The organism is Agathobaculum ammoniilyticum (genome assembly GCF_025567315.1).
Classification (GTDB): Bacteria; Bacillota; Clostridia; order Oscillospirales; family Butyricicoccaceae; genus Agathobaculum; species Agathobaculum ammoniilyticum.
In genome coordinates, this window is sequence record NZ_JAOQJE010000003.1 from 113,849 (window position 1) to 135,137 (window position 21,289).

General features: G+C 56.5%; 20 protein-coding genes and 1 riboswitch. Of the genes, 8 read left to right on the forward strand and 12 right to left on the reverse strand.

Features of this window, described 5'->3' with window-relative positions; all coding sequences use genetic code 11:
- Positions 1-8: 8 nt before the first annotated feature.
- Complete coding sequence (locus OCV66_RS04585; RefSeq protein ID WP_107630649.1) at positions 9-1,373, reverse strand: MATE family efflux transporter; 1,365 nt, start codon at positions 1,371-1,373, stop codon at positions 9-11.
- An 88-nt stretch (positions 1,374-1,461) separates the two neighbouring features.
- Positions 1,462-1,632 carry a hypothetical protein gene (locus OCV66_RS04590; protein ID WP_153802370.1) on the reverse strand — a complete coding sequence of 57 codons (171 nt, stop codon included), beginning with the start codon at positions 1,630-1,632 and terminating at the stop codon, positions 1,462-1,464.
- A 122-nt stretch (positions 1,633-1,754) separates the two neighbouring features.
- On the opposite strand from OCV66_RS04590, the gene OCV66_RS04595 reads away from it, so the two are divergent.
- Positions 1,755-1,931, forward strand: a complete 177-nt coding sequence (locus OCV66_RS04595; protein ID WP_307718896.1) for a helix-turn-helix domain-containing protein — start codon at positions 1,755-1,757, stop codon at positions 1,929-1,931.
- A 53-nt stretch (positions 1,932-1,984) separates the two neighbouring features.
- On the opposite strand, the gene OCV66_RS04600 is transcribed toward OCV66_RS04595, so the two are convergent.
- Complete coding sequence (locus OCV66_RS04600; RefSeq protein ID WP_054326185.1) at positions 1,985-2,950, reverse strand: transketolase family protein; 966 nt, start codon at positions 2,948-2,950, stop codon at positions 1,985-1,987.
- A 14-nt stretch (positions 2,951-2,964) separates the two neighbouring features.
- Positions 2,965-3,816 (reverse strand): transketolase, encoded by an 852-nt coding sequence (locus OCV66_RS04605; RefSeq protein WP_054326184.1) that lies wholly within the window; start codon positions 3,814-3,816, stop codon positions 2,965-2,967.
- Positions 3,817-4,376: 560 nt separating this feature from the next.
- Between OCV66_RS04605 and OCV66_RS04610 the strand changes: the two genes are divergently transcribed.
- Entirely contained in the window at positions 4,377-5,138 is a 762-nt protein-coding gene (locus OCV66_RS04610; protein WP_054326183.1) for a DeoR/GlpR family DNA-binding transcription regulator, read from the forward strand.
- Positions 5,139-5,194: 56 nt separating this feature from the next.
- On the opposite strand, the gene OCV66_RS04615 is transcribed toward OCV66_RS04610, so the two are convergent.
- Positions 5,195-6,103, reverse strand: coding sequence for a helix-turn-helix transcriptional regulator (locus OCV66_RS04615; protein WP_147573842.1), 909 nt, complete (start codon positions 6,101-6,103; stop codon positions 5,195-5,197).
- Positions 6,104-6,275: 172 nt separating this feature from the next.
- On the opposite strand from OCV66_RS04615, the gene OCV66_RS04620 reads away from it, so the two are divergent.
- A complete protein-coding gene (locus tag OCV66_RS04620; RefSeq protein WP_054326181.1) occupies positions 6,276-7,082 on the forward strand; it encodes a 5-deoxy-glucuronate isomerase in 807 nt (268 codons plus the stop codon).
- A gap of 143 nt (positions 7,083-7,225) precedes the next feature.
- Here OCV66_RS04620 and OCV66_RS04625 read toward each other — a convergent pair whose 3' ends face one another.
- The 7 genes from OCV66_RS04625 to OCV66_RS04655 form a co-directional block, all read right to left on the reverse strand.
- Complete coding sequence (locus OCV66_RS04625; RefSeq protein ID WP_054326180.1) at positions 7,226-8,380, reverse strand: iron-containing alcohol dehydrogenase; 1,155 nt, start codon at positions 8,378-8,380, stop codon at positions 7,226-7,228.
- Between the two features lie 66 nt (positions 8,381-8,446).
- Positions 8,447-9,397: a transketolase family protein gene (locus OCV66_RS04630; RefSeq protein WP_147573843.1), complete on the reverse strand. Its 951-nt coding sequence runs from the start codon at positions 9,395-9,397 to the stop codon at positions 8,447-8,449.
- A complete protein-coding gene (locus OCV66_RS04635; protein ID WP_054326177.1) occupies positions 9,398-10,261 on the reverse strand; it encodes a transketolase in 864 nt (287 codons plus the stop codon). It lies immediately after the preceding gene.
- Positions 10,262-10,277: 16 nt separating this feature from the next.
- Entirely contained in the window at positions 10,278-11,309 is a 1,032-nt protein-coding gene (locus OCV66_RS04640) for a zinc-dependent alcohol dehydrogenase (RefSeq protein WP_054326176.1), read from the reverse strand.
- 71 nt (positions 11,310-11,380) lie between these two features.
- Positions 11,381-12,517 carry a Gfo/Idh/MocA family protein gene (locus OCV66_RS04645; RefSeq protein ID WP_054326175.1) on the reverse strand — a complete coding sequence of 379 codons (1,137 nt, stop codon included), beginning with the start codon at positions 12,515-12,517 and terminating at the stop codon, positions 11,381-11,383.
- Positions 12,518-12,556: 39 nt separating this feature from the next.
- On the reverse strand, positions 12,557-13,354 hold the full coding sequence (locus OCV66_RS04650; protein WP_147573844.1) for a TIM barrel protein: 798 nt from the start codon (positions 13,352-13,354) through the stop codon (positions 12,557-12,559).
- A 57-nt stretch (positions 13,355-13,411) separates the two neighbouring features.
- Positions 13,412-14,797, reverse strand: coding sequence for an MFS transporter (locus OCV66_RS04655; RefSeq protein WP_207724456.1), 1,386 nt, complete (start codon positions 14,795-14,797; stop codon positions 13,412-13,414).
- A 599-nt stretch (positions 14,798-15,396) separates the two neighbouring features.
- Between OCV66_RS04655 and OCV66_RS04660 the strand changes: the two genes are divergently transcribed.
- From OCV66_RS04660 to OCV66_RS04680, 5 genes are all read left to right on the forward strand, one after another.
- A complete protein-coding gene (locus tag OCV66_RS04660; protein ID WP_054326172.1) occupies positions 15,397-16,284 on the forward strand; it encodes a helix-turn-helix transcriptional regulator in 888 nt (295 codons plus the stop codon).
- A gap of 403 nt (positions 16,285-16,687) precedes the next feature.
- Positions 16,688-16,887, forward strand: a riboswitch (cobalamin riboswitch).
- A 176-nt stretch (positions 16,888-17,063) separates the two neighbouring features.
- Positions 17,064-18,065: a sirohydrochlorin cobaltochelatase gene (locus OCV66_RS04665; protein WP_054326171.1), complete on the forward strand. Its 1,002-nt coding sequence runs from the start codon at positions 17,064-17,066 to the stop codon at positions 18,063-18,065.
- Between the two features lie 125 nt (positions 18,066-18,190).
- Positions 18,191-19,120, forward strand: coding sequence for a hypothetical protein (locus tag OCV66_RS04670; protein ID WP_147573845.1), 930 nt, complete (start codon positions 18,191-18,193; stop codon positions 19,118-19,120).
- Positions 19,117-20,259, forward strand: coding sequence for an ABC transporter substrate-binding protein (locus tag OCV66_RS04675; protein WP_082396726.1), 1,143 nt, complete (start codon positions 19,117-19,119; stop codon positions 20,257-20,259). The genes OCV66_RS04670 and OCV66_RS04675 overlap by 4 nt, the downstream gene beginning before the upstream one ends.
- A gap of 12 nt (positions 20,260-20,271) precedes the next feature.
- Positions 20,272-21,285 carry a FecCD family ABC transporter permease gene (locus tag OCV66_RS04680; protein WP_054326168.1) on the forward strand — a complete coding sequence of 338 codons (1,014 nt, stop codon included), beginning with the start codon at positions 20,272-20,274 and terminating at the stop codon, positions 21,283-21,285.
- Positions 21,286-21,289 lie beyond the last annotated feature (4 nt).

The following is a 21,289-nucleotide window of genomic DNA, read 5'->3' on the forward strand; positions in this document are numbered from 1 at the left end:
AAAAGCCGTCAGTTCTCTGCCTCCCGCCTGCGCATCAGCCGTGGAAACAGCAGGATAAACGCCGCGCCCGAAACCGTTGCGGACAGGATATCCGATATCGGCTCGGCATACAGCAGCGTCGTTGCGGAAAATAGCGCGGGCAGGAGATACACGCCGGCGAAAAAGATACCCTTGCGGAGCAGGGAGAACGTCAACCCCCAGCGTACCAGCCCCATGCCGGTCATGCCGTCCACAAAGGGGTACTGGATCGCCAAGCCGAGCACCCCCAGCGTATAGGTGCGTATCATCCAGGCCGCCTGCTCGATATGTACCGGATCCGTGGTAAAGATACGGACAAAAGGCGTGGCCATGGTCTGCGCAATCACAAACATAACAGCGGTAAAAATGAAGCACAGCAATACGATGCGCTTCTCCGCGCGCATGACGCGGCGGGTATCCCCCGCGCCGTAGTTATAGCCCAGAATAGACTGCGTACCCGCTGTGATGCCGCCCAGCGGCATGGTGATGATCAGCATAAAGCTCTGCAGGATAGCCGCGCACGCGATCAGCATGTCGCTGTCCGCGCCGCCGTATTTGCGCAGCATCACGTTCACCGAAATGAGCAACACGTTATCCAGCGCGATAATCAGCGCTGGCGACAGGCCGACCTGAAAAATACGCCGGATCCAGCCGAAATGCAGCGGACAGTTCGTTATGCCCACCAGCGCGCGGCGGCTGAACAGGAACCGCAGCGTATACATGGCCGAGCAGACCTGCGAAAGCACGGTCGCCACGGCGGCGCCGCGCACCCCCATATCCAGCGCGAAGATGCAGACCGGATCAAGCGCAATATTGACAGCCGCGCCCAGCATGACCGACCGCATCGCCGTGCCGGAAAAGCCCTGGCTCATCACAATCTGGTTCAGCCCCACACTGAGGAGCGCGAACACCGTCCCCAGCACATAGGTGGTAAAGTACGCCTCCGCATAGGGCCAAAGCTGCTCGCTCGCGCCGAATGCAAACAGGATCGGCCTGCGCAGCACCACCACCGGCACTGTGACTACAACCGAAAGCGCCAGGAGCAGATAAAAGCTGTTGGCAACGATCTGGCGCGCGCCCTCCAAGTCCTGCCGCCCCATACGGATGCTCATAAGCGGCCCGCCGCCAAAGCCCACCAGCGCGGCAAACGCCGTAATCATCGTCACAACCGGCGCGCAGACGCCTACGCCCGCCAGCGCCTCCGCGCCGACCTCCGCAATATGGCCGACGTACATCCGGTCGACCACGCTGTACAAAATATTGACGAACTGCGCCAGCATCGCCGGAATGGCGAGCTGCAGCACCAGCTTCCCCTCTGGTGCAGTCCCAAGCGGGCTGTCCAACTGCTGCGCCATCAACCCTACCTCTTTCTCTCTGATATACCCTTATTATAGGAGTCGGGCCTGCTTTCGTAAAGGGGGACTTGCTGTTTTTCCCGCGTTTTTATTGCTCCGTTTGAGCCGGCTGGTAATTCGCGCAGGCGGCTTTGTCCTCATAGCGCAGTTTACCGCGCGGATAGGTGCAGTGGCCGCCACGGGTCCGGCGAAATCCGCAGCCCTTTATTTTTACATAGTGCGGCCGGTAATGCTTACAGGTTTTGCATTTCTTTTCCATTCAAATCACCTCATTTCAATCTTACTATCAAACGATAGTAAAATCAACATATTTATTGAAAGTATAGGTAAACTATATTATATGAGGTGAATGCTATGTATCATTATCCGCGTTTACGGCATATGCGCGAGGATTCTGACACCAGTCAGATTCAACTTGCAGAATATCTGAAAATCGACCAACGCACTTATAGTAATTACGAAACTGGTAAACGTGAAATACCGGTGCATTTATTGATCCGCTTAGCGCAATATTATGGGGTTTCGCTTGATTACCTCGTTGGGTTAAGCGACCGATAGCGCTATATAAAAAGCGGCAGCCAAAGCTGCCGCTTTTTCCATTATGGAATGCCTTACTTGCGGGAGATCGCTTTTTTCGCCGCCGCCACGATATCGTCGGCAGTGAGGTTGTACTCCTTGCGCAGAAAATCCTCCGGACCAACCTGGCCGAAGCGGTCCTGCACACCCACCATTTCCATCGGTACGGGCGCGTTCTTGACCAGGCAGTTCGCTACGACGCTGCCCAAGCCACAGCCGACCTGATGGTTCTCTGCGGTGACGATACAGCCGCACTCCGCAGCGCACTTCTTAACCAGCTCTTCATCCAGCGGCTTCCAGGTGAACATATCCACAACCTTTGCGGAGATCCCCTCAGCCTTGAGCGCTTCCTCCGCCTTGAGCGCCTCATCCACCAGGATACCAGAGGCGATGATTGCAACATCCTTACCGTCGCGCAGCTCAATGCCCTTGCCGATCTCAAAGTCCGAACCGTCCGCATACACTGTGGTGAAGCCCTTACGGACCAGACGGGTGTAGGAGAACTTGCCCGATGCCGCCAGCTTGCCGGTCAGGCAGTTGAGCATCGCGTAGTCGGTCGGGTCGATAACGACCGCGTCCGGCACGGACAGATACAGCGCCATATCCTCAAACGGCATATGGGTGCCGCCGTTGAACGCCGCGCAGACGCCCGGGTCTGAGCCGATCACATGCACCGGCAGGCCGGCGTAGGCCGCGGACATAAACGCCTGATCAAACGCGCGGCGGGACGCGAACGGACCGAACGAGTGCATGAACACGGTCTTGCCGGTGGCGGTCAGGCCCGCGGCGATGCCCATTGCGTTCGCTTCCGCGATACCGGCATTGTATACATTGTTCGGAAATTCCTTGGCCAGCTTGCCCACGTTGCTGCAGCCCTCAAGGTCGCAGTCAATATGTACGACAGGCTCGCCCTTTGCCATCAGGTCATGTACCGCAGTGACATATGCGTCACGCATTGCACGGGAATCCTTCTCGTGCTTGCCAATCAAAGTAAAGCTCATTTGCATCCCCTCCCTTACTGTGCCTTGACAGCGGCATACGCCGCTTCAGAGGCCTTAATCGCTTCGTCCCACTGCTCGGGAGTCGGCTGCGAAGAATGCGCGCCGGACGGCTCTGCAAACGTCGCGCCCTTGCCCTTGACAGTGTTCAAAACGATACAGGTGGGCTTGCCCTTTACATCGTATGCCAGCTGCACCGCGTCGTAGATCGCCTCCACGTCGTTGCCATCCGGAAGATCGATCACATTCCAGCCGAACGCGTCGAACTTCGCGCCGATGCCCTTGCCGTGGCTCATAACGTCCTCGCACGCACCGTCAAGCTGGCGCTTGTTATAGTCGACAAAGCAGATCAGGTGGTCGAGCTTATAATGCGCGGCAAACTGGGCCGCTTCCCAAACCTGGCCCTCGTCGCACTCGCCATCGCCGACGAACACGAACACATGGCTGTCGCGTCCGTCCATTTTGTTGCCGAGCGCCGCGCCGACAGCCGTGGACATGCCCTGTCCGAGCGAGCCGGTCGTCAGATCGACGCCGGGGGTCTTCTGGCGGTCGGTGTGGGACGGGAAGTTGGTGTGGGGCTTATTGAGGGTATACGCTTCCTCAACCGGATAGAAGCCCTTGAGCCCAAGGGTGGCATACATGGCCGGTCCGGCATGTCCCTTGGACATGACGCACCAGTCACGGTCCTCCCAGCGCGGGTTCTTCGGGTCGATGTTCATAACACCGCCGTAGAGCACCGCCAGAGCGTCCGCAACCGACATCGAGCCGCCTACATGGCCGAAGCCCAGCGAACCGATCGTCTTGAGCGTTTCGAGACGGATCTGCGCTGCAAATACGCGTAGCTCCTGCATTTTTTCTGCTTTCTGCATTGCATACACCTGCCTAATTCTATATCAGTATTTTCTCTCCGCGGAACAGATTCCGGAACACGGCCGTCCTGCCGGACACCGTTTTCGTTTACAGTGTACCACCAAACCAACCAGATTTCAACCAATATCCAAGCATTTGTTAACAAAAATTTGCCCCTTATTTTTACACCGCATGATAATTTTCACGAGGCGCGCGAACGCTTCAAAGGCAGTATTCCCCTTTGATTTGTTTGGTTTTTCCGTATTTTCCGCGCAGGCCCCCCTGTTTTATCTGCTTTTCCTGCAAAAATCATGCCAGCGCGCACTTGCGCACAATGCAACAAACACAAAACCACATTCTATGCATCAGGAAATAATTTTTTACCCATAACTTAACCACTTTTTCCAGCTCGCAAGTATGCGCGGTCCCGTTACCGCGCTATAAACCCCCTGTTTTCCATATCAAAAAATGCCGATTTTGGCATGATGCGGCACAGTGGACATTTTTCTGAATCTTTGATAAACTAAATATCAGTAAATCTGCCATACCTTTAATGGCCCGCGATTGGGGAATGAGGAAGATGAAAGTCAGCCGTTTAAATGCCATAGAGCAGTATGTCATCTCGCACGAAACGGTCAGCATTGACGAGCTGTGCGAGGTTTTCGAGGTTTCCAAGAACACGATCCGCCGCGACCTGAACGAGTTGGAAATGCGCGGGCATATTACAAAGGTATATGGCGGCGTTACCGCCACGGTACCCTCCGGCGCAGTACCCACGCCGATCCGTTCCAGTCTCAATCCGGCGGACAAGTCGCTGATCGGCCGCATGGCCGCTGAGGAGGTCGCGGACGGGGACACCATATTTATCGACTCCGGCACAACCACACTCTGCCTGCTGCGTTATCTGGTGGCGAAAAACCGCATCACCATTATCACGCATTCGCTCGGTGCGTTGAGCGAAGCGGCAAAATACGAAAACCTGAACATCATCTCGCTCGGCGGCATCTACAGCCCCACGACCGATTCGTTCGTCGGCCTGTCCACGATCGAAGCGCTTTCCAACATGCGGATCAACAAGGCGTTCATGGGCGCAACAGGGGTTTCCCTGACCGCCGGCATGACCAACACCACTTTCCTCGAAGCGGAGATCAAGCGCGCGGTCGTCCACCGTGCAGACAGCATCTACTGCATGGCGGATTCCTCCAAGATCGGGCGCGAGGCCATCGTCACCTTTTGCCACTTAAAGGATCTGACCGGCTTCATCACCGATCGGGAGCCTGCCAAGGAATATGTCAGCCTTTGCAAGCAGGAAAACATCAAGCTGCGGTTTGCTGGCAACTGACGCTTTGCGTATAAAAACCAACCGGCGGAAGCAGGACGCTTCCGCCGGTATTCTTTTCAATGCGCGCGCCCAACAGGCGTTGCGGCGAATTCCCTGTTGTTTTTCCGGTAGACCGATGGCGGGACGCCGTAAGCCTCCCGAAACCGCTTGATAAAATAGCTGAAATTTTCATAACCGACGCGCAGCCCAATCTCCATGACCGGAAGGCTGCTTGTCCGCAGCAGGCGCGCCGCCCTTTCGGTACGCAGGAAATTGACATGCTGCATCAGCGTCCGGCCGAAGCTTTCCCGAAACAATGTGCTGAAATACTGAGGGGAAAGCCCAAACGCCGCCGCTACGTCCGGAAGCCGGACCGGCTCCGTAAAATGCTCATCCAGATAAGCCACGATCGCTTTTTTCTGCCGCAGTCGTTCATCCGTGCCGCAGGGCGCGTCCACTTTTTCTATCAACGAATAGTCCGCGCACACCGCCACGATCTCCAGCAGGGCCGCCTTGGCTGTCAGCCGCCAACCCAAGCTTTGCCGAAGGCAGGCACAAACGAGACGGGCCAGCAGCCTGTGCAGCGCCTTTTGCCCCGCCTCCCCTTTCCGTACTTGCCTGGGGAAGCGCAGATGTCCCTCGGCCAGCGGTTCCAGCAGGCTGGTTTCAGCATCGTCGGCGCGGGCAAACTCCAACAGTTCCAGCGAAAACAAGAACGAGTGAAACTGGTTCCCCTGCCCTGTCGCCCGTATTTCATGCAGTTCTTCACTTCCGATGAAAAAAATATCTCCGCGCGTTCCCTGGTATGCACGGTCGGCTATGACAAGCGAAACCGTCCCCGCATCGACAATGACGATCTCGCTTTCCGTATGCCAGTGGAACGGCACGCGGTCAACCACGTCCGCCTCGCTCCCGTCCAGCGCGGGATATATGCGGAGGGGAATGCCGGCAGCGGCCTCTTTCTGCTTTTCACTTTGTGCTTCCATCCATCCCCCTCCTTAAAATCATGTTATTAACCGAGAATATATTGCAAGTATTTTCCGCATTATCTGCTATAATTATAGAATAACAGACTGGTCTTTACAATCCGCGGACAGAAAATATTTTTTATTGAATCACGGGCCAGAAAACCACCGATGCCGCATGGAGGGACAGCATATGTATATGGATAAGCAGGTCAAGCGGGGATATAATGAATATCTCCGTTTGGAAGAAGGATACGGAAAAAAAGCCATGATGGACGTCGGGCTTCTTGTCATGGAGGCCGGCGACACCATCTCTTTGCGGGAGGACCGCAAGGAGATGGCCGCGCTGGTGTTCGACGGACGCTGCACGCTGGAATGGGAAGGGCAGGCCCGCGACGTGGACCGTCCCAACCCGCTTGATTACAACCCATCCTGCCTGCACGTCTGCAAGGGCGTCGAAGTCCGGATCACCGCTCATGGAGCCTGCCATATTTACATTCAAAAAACAGAGAACGACACGGTTTTCCCCTGCCGCATGTACGGGCCGGAGGATACCGACACTTGGCCGCGCGGCGACCAGGGCGAGCTGATGGGCTGCACTAAGCGCGATGTCCGTACCTGCTTCGATCTGGATAACGCGCCGTATTCCAACATGGTTTTGGGCGAGGTCGTCAACCTGCCGGGCAAATGGTCCTCCTACCCGCCGCATCATCACCCCCAGCCCGAGGTATATTTTTACCGTTTCGATCACCCCAGCGGCTTTGGCGCGGGCTGGGGCGACGGGGAGTTATATGAGACCCACCACAACGGCCTAGCTCTGATTACAAAAGGGATGCACCCGCAGGTCACCGCCCCCGGCTATACCTGCTGCTATGCCTGGGGAATCCGGCACCTGCCCGGCAACCCGTGGGACAAGACCCGCATCGACGACACTGCGCACCTCTGGCTGACCGAACCGGATGCCAACGCGCACATCTGGCACTGTCCCACAGGGAACTGACCCCGCCACCCTTTCCAACCCAACACAAAACCGGTGTTTTATTCTGAGAATAAAACACCGGTTTTTGTAAGAGAGAGAAGCGGCCGCTATTTCACGGTCGCAAGGCGGCTGCGCCCTCTGCGCCGGCCGCCCGCCGTTTTCCATCAATACGCCGCATAGGTATAGGAGATGTATTCCCTGATCTCCTCCATACTGGGCGCGCCGGGTGCGTTGCCGAACGCCCCGTCATGCGCGAACTGCTCCGCGGAAGCCAGGCAGTCCTCCAGCAAGAAGCCGGATTCGCGCAGCGATTTGATCTGTAGTTCTTTCATCAGCCCAACCACGCGCTGCGCCAGCGTCTCCGCAAGCTCCATGGTTCCGGTTTCCGCAGTGCAGGCGACCCCCATTGCCTCGGCGACTTCCTCCAGATTCCTGCGCTCACCATATTTGGCGGTATAGACCATGACGCCCGGCAACCCCCACGCGCAGCCCAATCCGTGCGGCACATGATGGCGCGCGCCAAACGTCTGGCTGAAGCTGTGTCCGATCTGGCAGCCGCAGGCGGAGATCGCCATGCCGCCCAGGCTCGCGGCCAGGGACATCGCCTCTCGCGCCTGCGCATTCTTCGGCTCTTTTACGGCGACCGGAAGCCACTGCAGCGTCAGCCGAATGCCCTCCTTGCCGAAAATATAGCCATACGGGTTGTAATTCCGGTTCGTGATCGCCTCCACGCAGTGCGCCAGCACATCCATGCCGGTCGCGGCGGTCACACCCGCAGGCACGGAGTAGGTCAGCGCCGGATCGACGATTGCCAGATCCGGCTTATACACCGGCATTTCCTTGGCGCCGGTTTCCACATCGCCGATGACCGCCCACTGCGACAATTCGCTGCCCGTACCCGAGGTCGTGCTCAGCGTGATCAGCTTGAGGGTATGCTCCGCCTCTCCTATCCCATAGTAGTCGCGGATGGTCGTGCCATTCTGGCTGATGACGATGCCGACCGCCTTTGCGGTGTCCAGCGTGCTGCCGCCGCCGACCGCCACAACGCCGTCGATCGCGTGCTCCCGCACATAGGCCGCGCCCGCGTCGCAGATATCGCTCGGTGCGTCCGCACGGCACCGGTCGAACACGAACACCTCCAGGCCGGCGTCTTTCAGCGCATCGATGACCGGCGTTACCACACCGAATTCGCACAGCGCCTGTTCGGTGCAGACCATTACCCGATGCATGCCGAGCGCCTTTGCACGCTCCCCTGTCTCCCCGGAAGCGCCCGTCCCGAACAGCGTGGGGCAAAAGGTGTTCCACATATAAACGCTCATCTTATGTCCTCCTCTGCGCGTTCCGGCCGCTCCGCCACGCAGGGCGGGCCGACCGAAGCACCGCATTTATCCTAACAGCTTGCTCACATATTCCCAAACGGCTTCCGGGTCATAGCCGTACAGGTGATACAGGTCCTCCGCGCTGCCAAAGCCCGGGTACACCTGCGGGATGCCGAAGCGCTTGAACGATTTGAGTGCGATACCGTTGTCGCACAGCAGGTCCGCAACCGCGCTGGCCAGGCCGTTTTTCATCAAGTGGTCCTCCCAAACGATGATGCGGCCGGTTTCCTCAGCGGCCTTGCGCACGATCTCTTCGTCCAGCGGCTTGACCGTGAACATATCGATCACGCGCACACCGATGCCAGCCTTCTTTGCCTTGTCGTGCAGCTGCAGCGCATAGCTGACCATCTCGCCGCAGGCGATGATGGTGATATCCTTTCCGTCCCGCGCCAGGTGGCCCTTGCCGATCTCAAACCTGTCCTCCGCCGTGTACAGCACACGGTTTTCCTTGCCTGGGTCAATGCGGATGGACAGCGGGCCTTCGTAATACAGGCTTTTCTCGATGATTTGGCGCAGCTGCACCGGATCGGATGCCGCGCAGACCGTCATGTTGACCAGCGAGGAATACAGCGCCATGTCCTCCATCGCATAATGGGTGGAGCCGCCGTTGCCGGTCAGTCCCGCATAGTTGGCGATGATGCGCACCGGCAGGTTGGGATAGCATACATCCGTGCGCACCTGTTCGAGCGCGCGCATGCTCATGAACGGCATCATGCCGATGATGAACGGGATGTTCCCGTCATACGCCAGGCCGGCCGATACGCCGACCACATCCTGCTCCGCGATGCCGGTGTCGATGAAACGGTCCGGATATTTCTCATGAAACTCCTTGCAGCCGAAGCCGATATCCGGCGTGAGCAGCCAGACGCGGCTATCCTTTCCGCCAAGCTCCGCTATCGTGTCGCCCACCACAGAACGCGCGGAGTTATATTCATCCAGAGTATATGACTGCTTCATTTATAACTCCTTTCTCTGCCGGTCCAGCGCCGCGTCCAGGTCGGCCAGCGCGGTCTGCAGATCCGCCTCGTTCATGCTGCCCGCATGCCATTTGATCTCCCGTTCCATAAAGGAAATATTCTTGCCCTTGACCGTGTCCGCGATAACCGCGGTCGGCACGCCGCTGCTGCTTTCCGGCAGGCGCTCGAGCGCGTCGGCCACCTGCTGCATGTCGTTGCCATCCGCAATCTCGATCACGTTCCAGCCGAACGCGCGCCATTTATCCGCATAGGGGGCGAGCTTAATCGAATCCTCGGAAAAGCTGGTCATGAGCTGCCTGTTACGGTCCACGACCGCCACCAGATTGCCCAGGCCAAGCGCGTGGCCCGCCATCGCAGCCTCCCACACTGAGCCTTCACAGGTCTCGCCGTCACCCATCAGGCAAAACACGCGGTTCCGGCGCCCCTTCTGGCGGGACGAGGCCGCTAGGCCGACGCTGAGCGGCAGGCCGTGGCCGAGCGAACCAGTGGAGGCGTCCAGCATCGGCAGTCGGGTCTTGCAGGGATGTTGTCCGAACTTGCTGCCCACCTGGCCGTAGGTCTCGCAGATCTCCTGGTAATCAAAAAACCCCTTTTGCGCCATCACGATGTACATGCCGACCGCGCCGTGTCCCTTGCTGAGAATGAAGCGGTCGCGGGCGGGGTCCTGCTCCCGTTCGGGAGAGACGTTCATCGTGCGGTGGAACAGGCAGGTCAGCACATCGAGCATGGACATGTCGCCGCCCATATGGATGTTGCCGCTGTACGCCCCGCACAGTTTGCACAGGTCGCGGCGCGCCTGGTATGCCAGCTCGGTCAGGCGCAATACCTCTTTTTTATCTACCATTCCGCGCTGTCCTTTCTCACAGGTCCATGGAAACGAATACCTTGCCGCACTGGCGGCTCGCCGCCAGGTCGAGCGCCTCCTGATAACGGGAGGCCGGTATCACATCGGTCACGATCTTATCGAGCGGCAGAATGCCGGATTCTATGATCTGCGCGACCTTGCGCATATAATACTTGCCCAGATAGCCGCCGTAAACCTCGATCTCGTTCTTGAGCAGCTCGGCGACCGGAAATTCCGGGCGAGCCAGCTCATCGTGTCCGAACTGCAGCACCTTGCCGTGCGGCCGCACCAGATAGACGCAGTCCACCAGCATCGCGGCCACCGCCTCTACACAGTGGTCCACGCCCAGACCGCCGGTTTCCTCCTTGACAATCTGCTGCAGGTTCTCGGTATCTGGATTGACCACGCGGGTCGCGCCGACCTCCAGCGCCAGCTTGCGGCGGTGTTCGATCGGCTCGGAAACGATGATCTTGCGGCAGCCGTTCGCCTTGAGCAGCGCGATGAACATCAGGCCGATCGGGCCGGCGCCCAGTACGCATGCGGTATCGCCCACATGCACGTTCAGCTTTTCCAGCGCGCAGCCGCAGCCCGCGAGCGGCTCGGCCACGCCCATCAGCTCAGGCTTGGTTTCCGGCGCTACCTTATAGCAGTACTGCTTGGGCAGTACGACGTAATTGGTCAGGCCGCCATCCGCGAACACGCCGCGTGAGCTGACGTGCTGGCAGGCTTCGGGCAGGCCGGCCAGGCAGTTGTCGCACTCGCCGCAGGGGCCGTGTGGGTCGATGACCACCTTATCGCCCGGCTTGAGGTCGGTGACGCCTTCGCCCACCTCCGCGACCTCGCCGCAGAACTCATGGCCGAAAATAATATCCTGCTTGCACGGATGCTTCTGGGGCGTGGCAAAAATATTCACGTCCGTACCGCAGACCGCGCAGCCGTAACTTTTGATCTTGACATCGTTCCGGTTCTTGATCTCGGGAATAGGGCGGTCCTCATAGGCGAATTGGCCCGGCCCCTTGTAAACGATTGCCTTCTGCATGTTTGCCATTGTCTTTTCCTCCTGTTCCGGTCCGGCACGGACAGGGCCGGCCGCCCTGCCCCTGCCAGGCCGCTCTGCTCTTAGTTGATCTCCACCCACTTGGAGTTGTTCTGCGCGCTCTCAACGACAGCGTGGAAGAACTTGACGCCGTTGACGCCGGTTTCCACATCCGGAAAGTCCAGATCCTCCTCGGTCGGGGTCTCGCCGTTTTTGAGCTTGAGGATCGTGTCGATCACGCTGCGGTAGATATTGGCGATCGCGATATAGTAGCCTTCCGGATGGCCGAACGGCACACGCGCCAGCTTGCCTGCGGGTACGTCGATGCCGTCGCCTGCGCGGCAGAGCGTGCGGGGCGCCTCGCCCTTTTTGATGTAAACCACTTCGTCCGGACGGGTCTGGTGCCACTCCAGGCAGCCCTCCGTACCCATGATCCGCAGGTCGATTTCGTTGGGGCAGCCGCAGGCTACCTGGGTGAACCAGTAAGCACCGTGAACGCCGTTTTCATACTCCAGAATAATGTTGTCGTTCAGGTCCAGCTTTTTGCCGAACGTATCAGTCGTGGCCAGCAGGCGCTTGATCTTCAGGCCGGTGACATAGTGTACCAGATGCTCGACATGCGTGCCATCGTCCGCGCAGGTGTTGGAGATGCCGCTATACTTGGGATCGGTGCGCCAGATACGGCCGTTGACCTGCTCCTTTTCGGCCAGCAGGCTGAGGAAGCTGTTCTCAATATAGTTGGCATTGACCGCGATGATCTGGCCGATGTCGCCGCGCGCAATCATCTGCTTCATGACCTTGCACATAACATAGCCGGAATAGCAGTAGTCCACCGCGAACACCAGTTTTTTCTCCTTGGCAATGCGGGCCAGGTCCTCGGCTTCTTCCACGGTCAGGGTGAGGGGCTTCTCACACACGACGTTGATGCCGTGCTCCAGAAAGGTCTTGGCAGCGGAGTAATGCACAAAGTTCGGCGTGCAGATGGAAACGAAATCGATCTTGCCAGCCTCAGCCTTTGCCATATCCTCCGCGTTGTAATACACGCGGGATTTATCAACGTGGTACGCCTCCGCGCACTCGTCATTCAGCTCGTCGATCGCGGAAAAGCAGCCGCAGACCAGCTTCGCGCGCGGATCCAGGCCCAGCGCCTTGCGGTGGCACTCGCCGATCAGAGCTTTCAGGTCGCCGCCTACCATACCGTACGTTACTTCCTTGAACATTTTGTCGTCCTCCTTAAAAATTGATGATAGTGGTTGGTTTTATTTTGAAATGGAATCGCAAAGCTTTTTGACTGCGGGGAAGCCGGCCTCGGTGTCCCCTGCCGGAAAATATTCAAAGCAGACCGTCCCCGCGTAGCCGCTTTCTGCCACGCCGCGCAGCAGGAAATCAAAGTTGATCTCCCCCGTTCCCGGCTCGTGCCGGTCGGGCGCGTCCGCCAGATGGATGTATTTCACCACGCCCAGGTTGTTGGTGATGCTGCGCAGCAGGTTCCCGTGCATCAACTGCATATGGAACACATCGCACAGCAGACCGACCCGCTCCGAACCGACCGCGCGCACGATGTCCGCGCCCTCCTCGGTTGTGGTCAGCGACATGCCCGCGTCGCCCCCCAAATTGTTAAGCGGTTCGACCAGGGCGGTCACCCCGTTTGCCTCCAGCACCGGCGCCAGCCTGGTAAGCGTATGCGTGATGTTGGCGAGCATCGCGGTATGGCTGTACTGGTCGCGGAAGTCCGCGCAGCCGTTTGGCGTAAAGTGATTTGGGAACAGGATCAGCTTGTCGCAGCTCAGCATTTTCGCCGCGTCGAGCGACTGCCGGATCCAGTCGATACAGTCCTGGCTGTGCGCCCGATCACACAGGGAGTAGATACTGGTGCCGCTGAACGCTTTGACGGACACGCCCCGTTCCTGGCAGACCCGCCGGATGTCCGCGAGGTCCTTGTCGTGCCAGCTCCAGAATTCGATCGCCCGAAATCCCGCCGCGCTGACCCGCTCGATTTTCTCGCATACCTCCATGCCTGGATAAATGGTTTCAATATTAATCGCAAAATCTATCATGTCTTCTGTCTTCACCTTCTTTCCGTGTTCTGTGCTGCTTCCTATTGTGCAGCCCGTTTACAGGATGCCCTGCTCGTCGCGCTTTTTCAGATCCGCAATCACCTGCGGATAGAGCTTATCCAGCTTGTAAAGCAGGCAGAGGATCACGATGATGACAGAGAAAATGATTGGCGCATACATGCAGATTGCTTTGATCATCGCCATCGCGTCCGCGTTCTGTACCGCGGCCAGGCCGTCATACCCGACCGAATCCATCAGCAGGCCGATGCCCGCCGAAGCAAGGCCGCCGCCCAGCTTGGAGCCGACCGAAGCGGCGCTGAAAATCATGCCGTCCTGCCGGACGTGGGTCTTCCACTGACCGAATTCCGCGCAGTCCGCGATCATCGGGAATACGCAGGCCCACAGCGGCGCAACACCGATGCCGCGCAGCACGGCGCTGACCATGGCGACGGTGACGCTCATCGGGTTGCTCATCCACACAAACTGCGCCACGATTACCAGCAGAATACCGGCAAGCGTCAGATTCCTCTTTCCGAAGCGGAGTACAAACTGCGGCACGATCAGCACAACGATGCTCTGCGCGATCAGCTCCGCCGCGTAGATCGGACTGTACAAGGCCTCGTTGCCCAATATGTATTTACAGTAATAGGTTTCGATCGTACCGGTGACAGTGCTCATCATGACCATAAAGCCCCACAGCCCCAGGCAGATCGCCCAGTACTGGTTGGAAAACAGCGCCTTTAGGCTTCTTCCCACCGATACCTTCTCGGTTTTGGCCGCTTCGATCACCACGCGCTCCTCAATATTGAAGAAGCAGACCAGCAGCAGCACCAGCGCGATCACGGCGAAGATGATCGAAACGATGATCCAGCTCTGCTGGGTGTTGCCAAACGCCTGCACCAGCGGGATCGTGGAAACCGTAACCACCATCTTGCCCATCGGCCCGCAGAAAATGCGGATCGCCTGGGTGGAGGTACGGGATTTCTGGTCGCGCGTAATCAGAGAGGCCATCGTGGAATACGGCAGGTTGAGCGCGGTATAAACCACCGTATTGACCAGGTTATAGGTGACGAAAATATACACTGCCTGCACCATGACCGGCGCATTCGCCGGAATGAGGAACAGCAGGACGAACGTCACCGCATACGGCACCGCCATCCACAGAATCCACGGCCGCGCTTTGCCGTACTTGGATTTCGTCCGGTCCGTGATAAAGCCCATGATAATATCCGAAACACCGTCAAACACACGCGTAATCAGGAAAATGATACCGACGAGCGCGGCACTGACACCTACATAATCCGTATAAAAAAAGGTAAGCAGCGTGCTGCACAGGCCGTATACCACATTACAGGCCGAATCGCCCAAACCATAGCATATCTTTTCCCGCAGGCTGACAACGTGGTCCTCTCTGCTCCGCTGGATTTCCGAAGTATGCTCCAACTGAAAAACTCCTTTCTCTTTCCAATCACAATCCGGATCGCCCCAAGGCAATCCGTTTTCCCTCAAGCATTGTGCAAGCTGGGAAAATCGTAGCCGGAACTATGCCAACTGGATCGCTTGCATCCAATCGTTTTCCGGCGCCGCCCCGTATATCCATGCCGGTATGATGCAGACGGTCGTCCTTTTCGCTTCTCCGAGAAAAAGTTCTGATTTCCGCACTTTTTACAGCCCCTTTCAATCTTCCGTTCATTTAGGATAATGCTCTTGAAAATTACCGGCAACTCTTTTATACTGGTATAGTACTATGAAAGCACAAGGGGTTCAATCAATTTAATTTCAGGAATTGTAATTATCCTCCCACGTCACTGGGAATATCGCAACAGTTTCAGGCAAATCCAACGTCATTTCTATCCCTCTCCAATCCTGTTATCGTCACATTGAACAACAGCATTTTTGTTTTTTGATTTTTTCTTAACTATTTATAGGCATATCCGTGGTTAAAACGCAAAATTCGTTTTCCCTATTGTACATTTCTCACAACGCCCTTTTTCCGCCTTCATGAGACTTTAAAACTACTTCTGCAAAGGAGGAAGCCCTGTATGGAAAATATCAGCGCGCTGCACGCAGTAAAAGAGGAATTGACCTATTTGAACCAGATGTTCCCCCTATCCGAATTTGTGGACCATTTCGACACGTTTGCAGACGGCAGTTTCCCAAGCCACTGGCACAATGAGTTTGAGCTTCAGATCATGTTGAAAGGAAATGCGGAATATCGGGTCAACGGCACCCGCTATATAGTTAGCGAGGGCAGCGCTATCTATATCGCGCCGGAAGCCGTACATATGATGAAAGCGCTTTCCTCAAACGCCATTGGCTACAATGTGGTTTTGCTCCCGCAGTTCCTGACCAATCTGTTTCAAGTCTCCAACTGTGAAAAATATGCGGCCCCGCTGACTTCCCGCCATCCAGAGGCCTTTGTCATCACGCCGGAACGCAAGGAGGGGCATGTGGTTCTGGAACTGCTCAAGCGCATGTACTACGCCGAAAGCACCCATACCGCCTATGAGCTGTTCCTGCTGGAGCATTTGATCGGCATTTGGCGCAATCTGCTTGCCATCCTGCCCAAGGCCGCTTCGGTTTCCGAGGACAGCAGCAAATTCCTGCGGGAGCAGCGCATGCGGACTATGCTGCATTTCATTCGCAAAAATTATGCGCAGCCCATCACGATTTCCGAGATCGCTGCAGCCGCCAACATTAGCAAAAGCGAATGCTTCCGCTGCTTTTCCGAGCTTTCCAGAATGACGCCGATCGAATATGTCAACCAGTTCCGCCTGCTACAAGCCGCGCAGCTACTGACAAGCACCAAAAACAGCATATCTGATATCTGTTATTCAACCGGCTTCAATAACACCAGCTACTTTACAAAAAAATTCAAGGAACAGTATAAGGCTACACCCCGCTCGTACCGGACACAAAATCTGCTATAGCGCTTCGGCGCATATCTGCAGCGGCTTTCTGTATCCCCTCTTTGCCGGCCGAGTATTTTGATGCGCCGTTCAATCAGCAAAGTTTTTCCCGCTCCTGCCTGATTTTTATGCAGCAAAAAAGCTCTGGTCTGATTCAGACCAGAGCTTTTCTCAAAGCTTCTGCTATCTCAAGGAAGCAGCAAAACGCTTCCTTATTTTTTGACAGCGTTAATACCTTTGTTCATTCCCATACCCTCCGCGCGAAATCTGCTATGATATAAGGAATATCCGTCATATCGTTCACCTGCCCGTTTATTATCATAGCACAGATCGGCAGCGGATTTATAAAAGTTCAATAAGCTTATCCAAAGTATCTGCTTGACATCTGCGATATAGGTTGTATAATGAGGAATAGATTCAAAACTGAATACAGCGAGCAGTCGGTGCCTGCACTTCCTTATCTGTCGAAGATGCGGGTTAAAAGGGAAACAGGTGGGAAGCCTGTACGATCTCGTCACTGTAAGCAGGGAATGCGCGTCCATTCAGTCCACTGGTGCAAACCGGGAAGGCGGCCGTGCGTAGCGATCTGCAAGTCAGGAAACCTGCCGCCTGTTGGTACAGGAATCACATTCCAGATCACGAGTAATTGGTCGTACTGTAGCCGCGTTTGTCTCTTTACGACCCTTTTATTTGCACGTCATATGCAGTAAAAGGGTTTTGTTTTTCCTGTACTTTTTCAGAAGTGGTGTGCATTTTATATACATCACAGGGGATGTCCCCCAAAAGGAGGAAAAACAAAAATGAAACTTAAAAAACTGCTGGTTGTCCTGCTATCGGCCGTCCTGCTTGCTTCTCTGCTGGCCGGATGCGCTTCCACTCAAACGCAGGCGGAAGACAACACGGATACCCACGCTGAAACCGCGGCCGGCGGGGAGACAGAACAGACTGCCCCCGATGAAAACTATGATACCGGAGACGCCAGTCTGGACGATCCGCTCAATCAGGACGATATTGGCGAAAACGAACTGCTGGTTGTCAGCTTCGGCACCAGCTATAACGACAACCGCCGGCTTACGATCGGCGCCATCGAGAAAGCCATGCAGGAAGCATTCCCTGACTACTCGGTACGCCGCGGCTTTACCAGCCAAATCATCCTTGACCACGTCAAGGACCGCGATGGCGAAGTGATTGACAACGTTGGCGAGGCGCTGAACCGCGCCGCTGATAACGGTGTCAAAAATCTGGTCGTTCAGCCGACCCATCTGATGAATGGTCTGGAATACAATGATCTGGTCAATGAACTCGCGGAATACAGCGATTCTTTTGAAAAGGTAGTCATCGGCGAACCGCTGCTGACCAGTGACGCGGATTTCCAGGCCGTCGCGGATGCAATCGTCGCGGCGACTGCGGAATATGACGACGGCGAAACCGCAATCTGCTTTATGGGCCACGGGACCGAGGCCGATTCCAACAGCGTATATGCCAGGATGCAGCAGGTGTTGACGGACGGCGGCCATGCCAATTACTTTGTCGGCACGGTGGAAGCCTCTCCGACGTTAGAGGATGTCCTGTCGCTTGTCCAGGCCGGCAATTACAAAAAGGTAGTGCTTCGTCCGCTGATGATCGTGGCAGGCGACCATGCCAACAACGATATGGCCGGCGATGAGGAAGGCGCTTGGAAAACCGCTTTCGAGGACGCCGGTTATGAAGTGATTACGATCGTAGAGGGCTTAGGGCAGCTCGAAGCGATCCAGGACTTGCTGGTACAGCACGCACAGGCTGCAGCGGCAAAATTAGGCTGATTATTTCAAACAGCTTTCTTTCCTTATCTTTCTGCTTTTTTATACTTCTTGTTCTGAACGGGGTGCGGCTTCTCAGGCCGGACCCCGTTCAGAATGTCGAGGGAACATTTTTTTGCAAAAGGAGGATGCGGTATTCTCACGAAAACCGCGCTAAACACATGAGAACAGGCAACCTTGTACCACTTGCCGCTCTGACGGCCCTGCTGCTGTTCGGGGTGGGCTGCACCGCTGATAGAAATGGTCAGCAATCCGATATTCCACCCGTAAATGACGCAGTCGCTTCCGCCGACGAGATGGCCGGCGTAGAAGACGTTGTTGCGGAGGATATGACACCGATCGACGGCTCTCAGATCAGGGACGGCGTATACGATATAACGGTAGACTCCAGCTCATCCATGTTCCATATCGTCGCCTGTCGGCTTACCGTAAAGGACGGAAGCATGACCGCACAAATGACCATGGGCGGAGCCGGCTACCTGTATGTCTATATGGGTACGGGCGAGCAGGCCGCAGCCGCAGACAAGACGGCATATATCCCGTTTGTCGAAGAGGCCGCAGGCGCCCACACCTATACCGTGCCGGTCGATGCGCTGGATGCTGGCATCCCCTGCGCCGCATTCAGCAAAAACAAGGAAAAATGGTACGACCGCACGCTGGTGTTCCGCGCCGATTCCCTGCCGGTTGACGCTTTTGCCGATGGCGTCGTAACAACGCCGGAGGAGCTGGCGCTGGCGGATGGCAGCTATCAGGTTGACGTCGCCCTGGAGGGCGGCTCCGGCCGCGCGAGCGTGGAATCGCCCGCGCAGGTGACGGTCAGGGACGGCGAGGTCACGGCAACTATCGTCTGGAGCAGCTCGAACTACGACTACATGAAGGTTGCTGATGTGCGCTATGACGCTGTCATTGAAAACGACCGTTCGGTGTTTACCATCCCTGTGGCCTGTTTTGACTGGAAAATGGCGGTGGTTGCTGATACGGTTGCAATGAGCCAGCCGCATGAAATTGATTACGCGCTACGCTTCGATTCGGCTTCCCTTTCTCCGGCGGCATCATGAAAAGGCATGGAATGGCGGCGGCCATCCTTTCGCTTGCCGTTCTGCTGGCCGCCTGCTCCCCCGCATCCGAGCCGGTGTCAGGTGAGCCTTCCGCAGTCAGTTGGGACAGCCTCACGGTGGAAAGCGGCCTTGACCTGCAATACGCCGACCAGTTCACAGTCGATTATTACACCGGCGGCTATGCGTTAATCCATATTGTCGACGGCAACGATTATCTTGTCGTTCCGGAAAACAAGCCGGTGCCGGATGGGCTGGCGGATACGACCGTTGTCCTTACGCAACCGCTGGACCATATCTATCTGGTTGCAACCTCTGCCATGGACCTGTTCTGCGCGCTGGACGGTATCGGCAGCATCCGGCTGTCCGGCACAGACGAAAGAGGCTGGTATATTGATGAGGCCAAAGCCGCAATGCAAAACGGAGCGATGCTGTACGCCGGCAAATACAGTGCGCCGGATTATGAACTGATTTATGCTGAGCAATGCGATCTGGCGGTCGAATCGACCATGATCTATCATTCACCCGAGGTGAAAGAACAGCTCGAACGGTTGGGCGTACCCGTACTGGTAGAGCGCTCCAGCTACGAGAGCAGCCCGCTGGGGCGCATGGAGTGGCTGAAGCTGTACGGAGTGCTGCTGAACCGTGAGGAGGCGGCGGAAGCCATATATCAGCAGGCGCTCGACAGCCTGCGGCCTGTGATAGAGCAGGAGAACACCGGCAAGGCCGTCGTGTTCTTTTATATCAATTCCAATGGTTCCGCCAATGTCCGCAAGTCCAACGACTATGTGGCGAAAATGATCGAAATGGCGGGCGGAACATACATCTTCAGCGACCTTGGGAATGACAACGCACTCTCTACCATGAATATGCAGATGGAGATGTTTTATACGGGAGCCAAAGACGCGGATGTCATCATCTATAACAGCACGATTGACGGGGAACTGCATTCCATCGACGAGTTGCTGGCCAAAAGCCCGCTACTCGCTGATTTCAAGGCGGTCCGGAACGGCGACGTGTGGTGTACCGGACAAAACCTGTTCCAGTCCACGATGGGCCTTGGCGATATGATTCTGGATATCCACGCCGTACTGACCGAAGAGGCTCCGGAACCTCTGACCTACCTGCATCGGCTGACATAAAAGAAGGTACCTATGGAAGAAAAACGAACCAGGCGTTATATCTTATCCTTCGGCATGCTGGCCATACTGCTGCTGGCCCTGCTGATCTGGAACATCCATTCGGGCAGCCTGCATCTGTCCGTCAGCGAAGTGCTGCACATCCTGCTGTTTCGCAGCGGTGAAAACGCCGCCGTCATCTGGGACATCCGCCTGCCGCGCATTCTGGCCGCGGTTTTACTGGGAGGCGCGCTGTCGGTTTCCGGTTTTCTGCTGCAGACCTTTTTTGCCAACCCTATCGCCAGCCCGTTTATTCTGGGCATTTCATCCGGTTCCCGACTGATGGTTTCGCTGGCTTTGGTGGGCGCACTTGCGCACGGCCTGATCATCGGCTCGGCGCTGATGATTACGGCGGCCTTTGTGGGCGCCATGCTATGCATGGGGTTTGTGCTGCTCATTTCCCAGAAGGTCAGGAAAATGTCGCTGCTCATCATCTGCGGCGTAATGATCGGCAATATCTGTTCTGCGGTTACGGATTTTGTTGTAACCTTTGCCGATGATTCCAATATCGTCAATCTTCATAACTGGTCAATGGGCAGCTTTTCCGGCATTTCATGGGAAAACATTTACATCATGGCACCCGTTGTGCTGGCCGCGCTGCTGCTTACCTTCCTGCTCTCTAAGCCGATCAGCGCCTATCAGATGGGCGAGGTCTATGCGCAGAATATGGGGGTGAATATTCGGGCCTTCCGCTTATCCCTGATTTTGCTGTCCAGCCTGTTATCCGCATGCGTGGCCGCTTTTGCCGGACCGATCTCGTTTGTCGGCATTGCGGTACCGCATCTTGTAAAAAGCCTGTTCCAGACTGCCAAACCGCTTCTGATCATCCCCGGCTCTTTTCTGGGCGGCGCGGCCTTCAGCCTGTTCTGCGATCTGATCGCGCGCACAGCTTTTGCTCCTACCGAACTAGGCATCAGCTCAGTAACAGCGGTTTTAGGCGCACCGGTCGTCATTTACATCATGGTGCGCCGCAGGATGCAGGCAGGATGAAAGG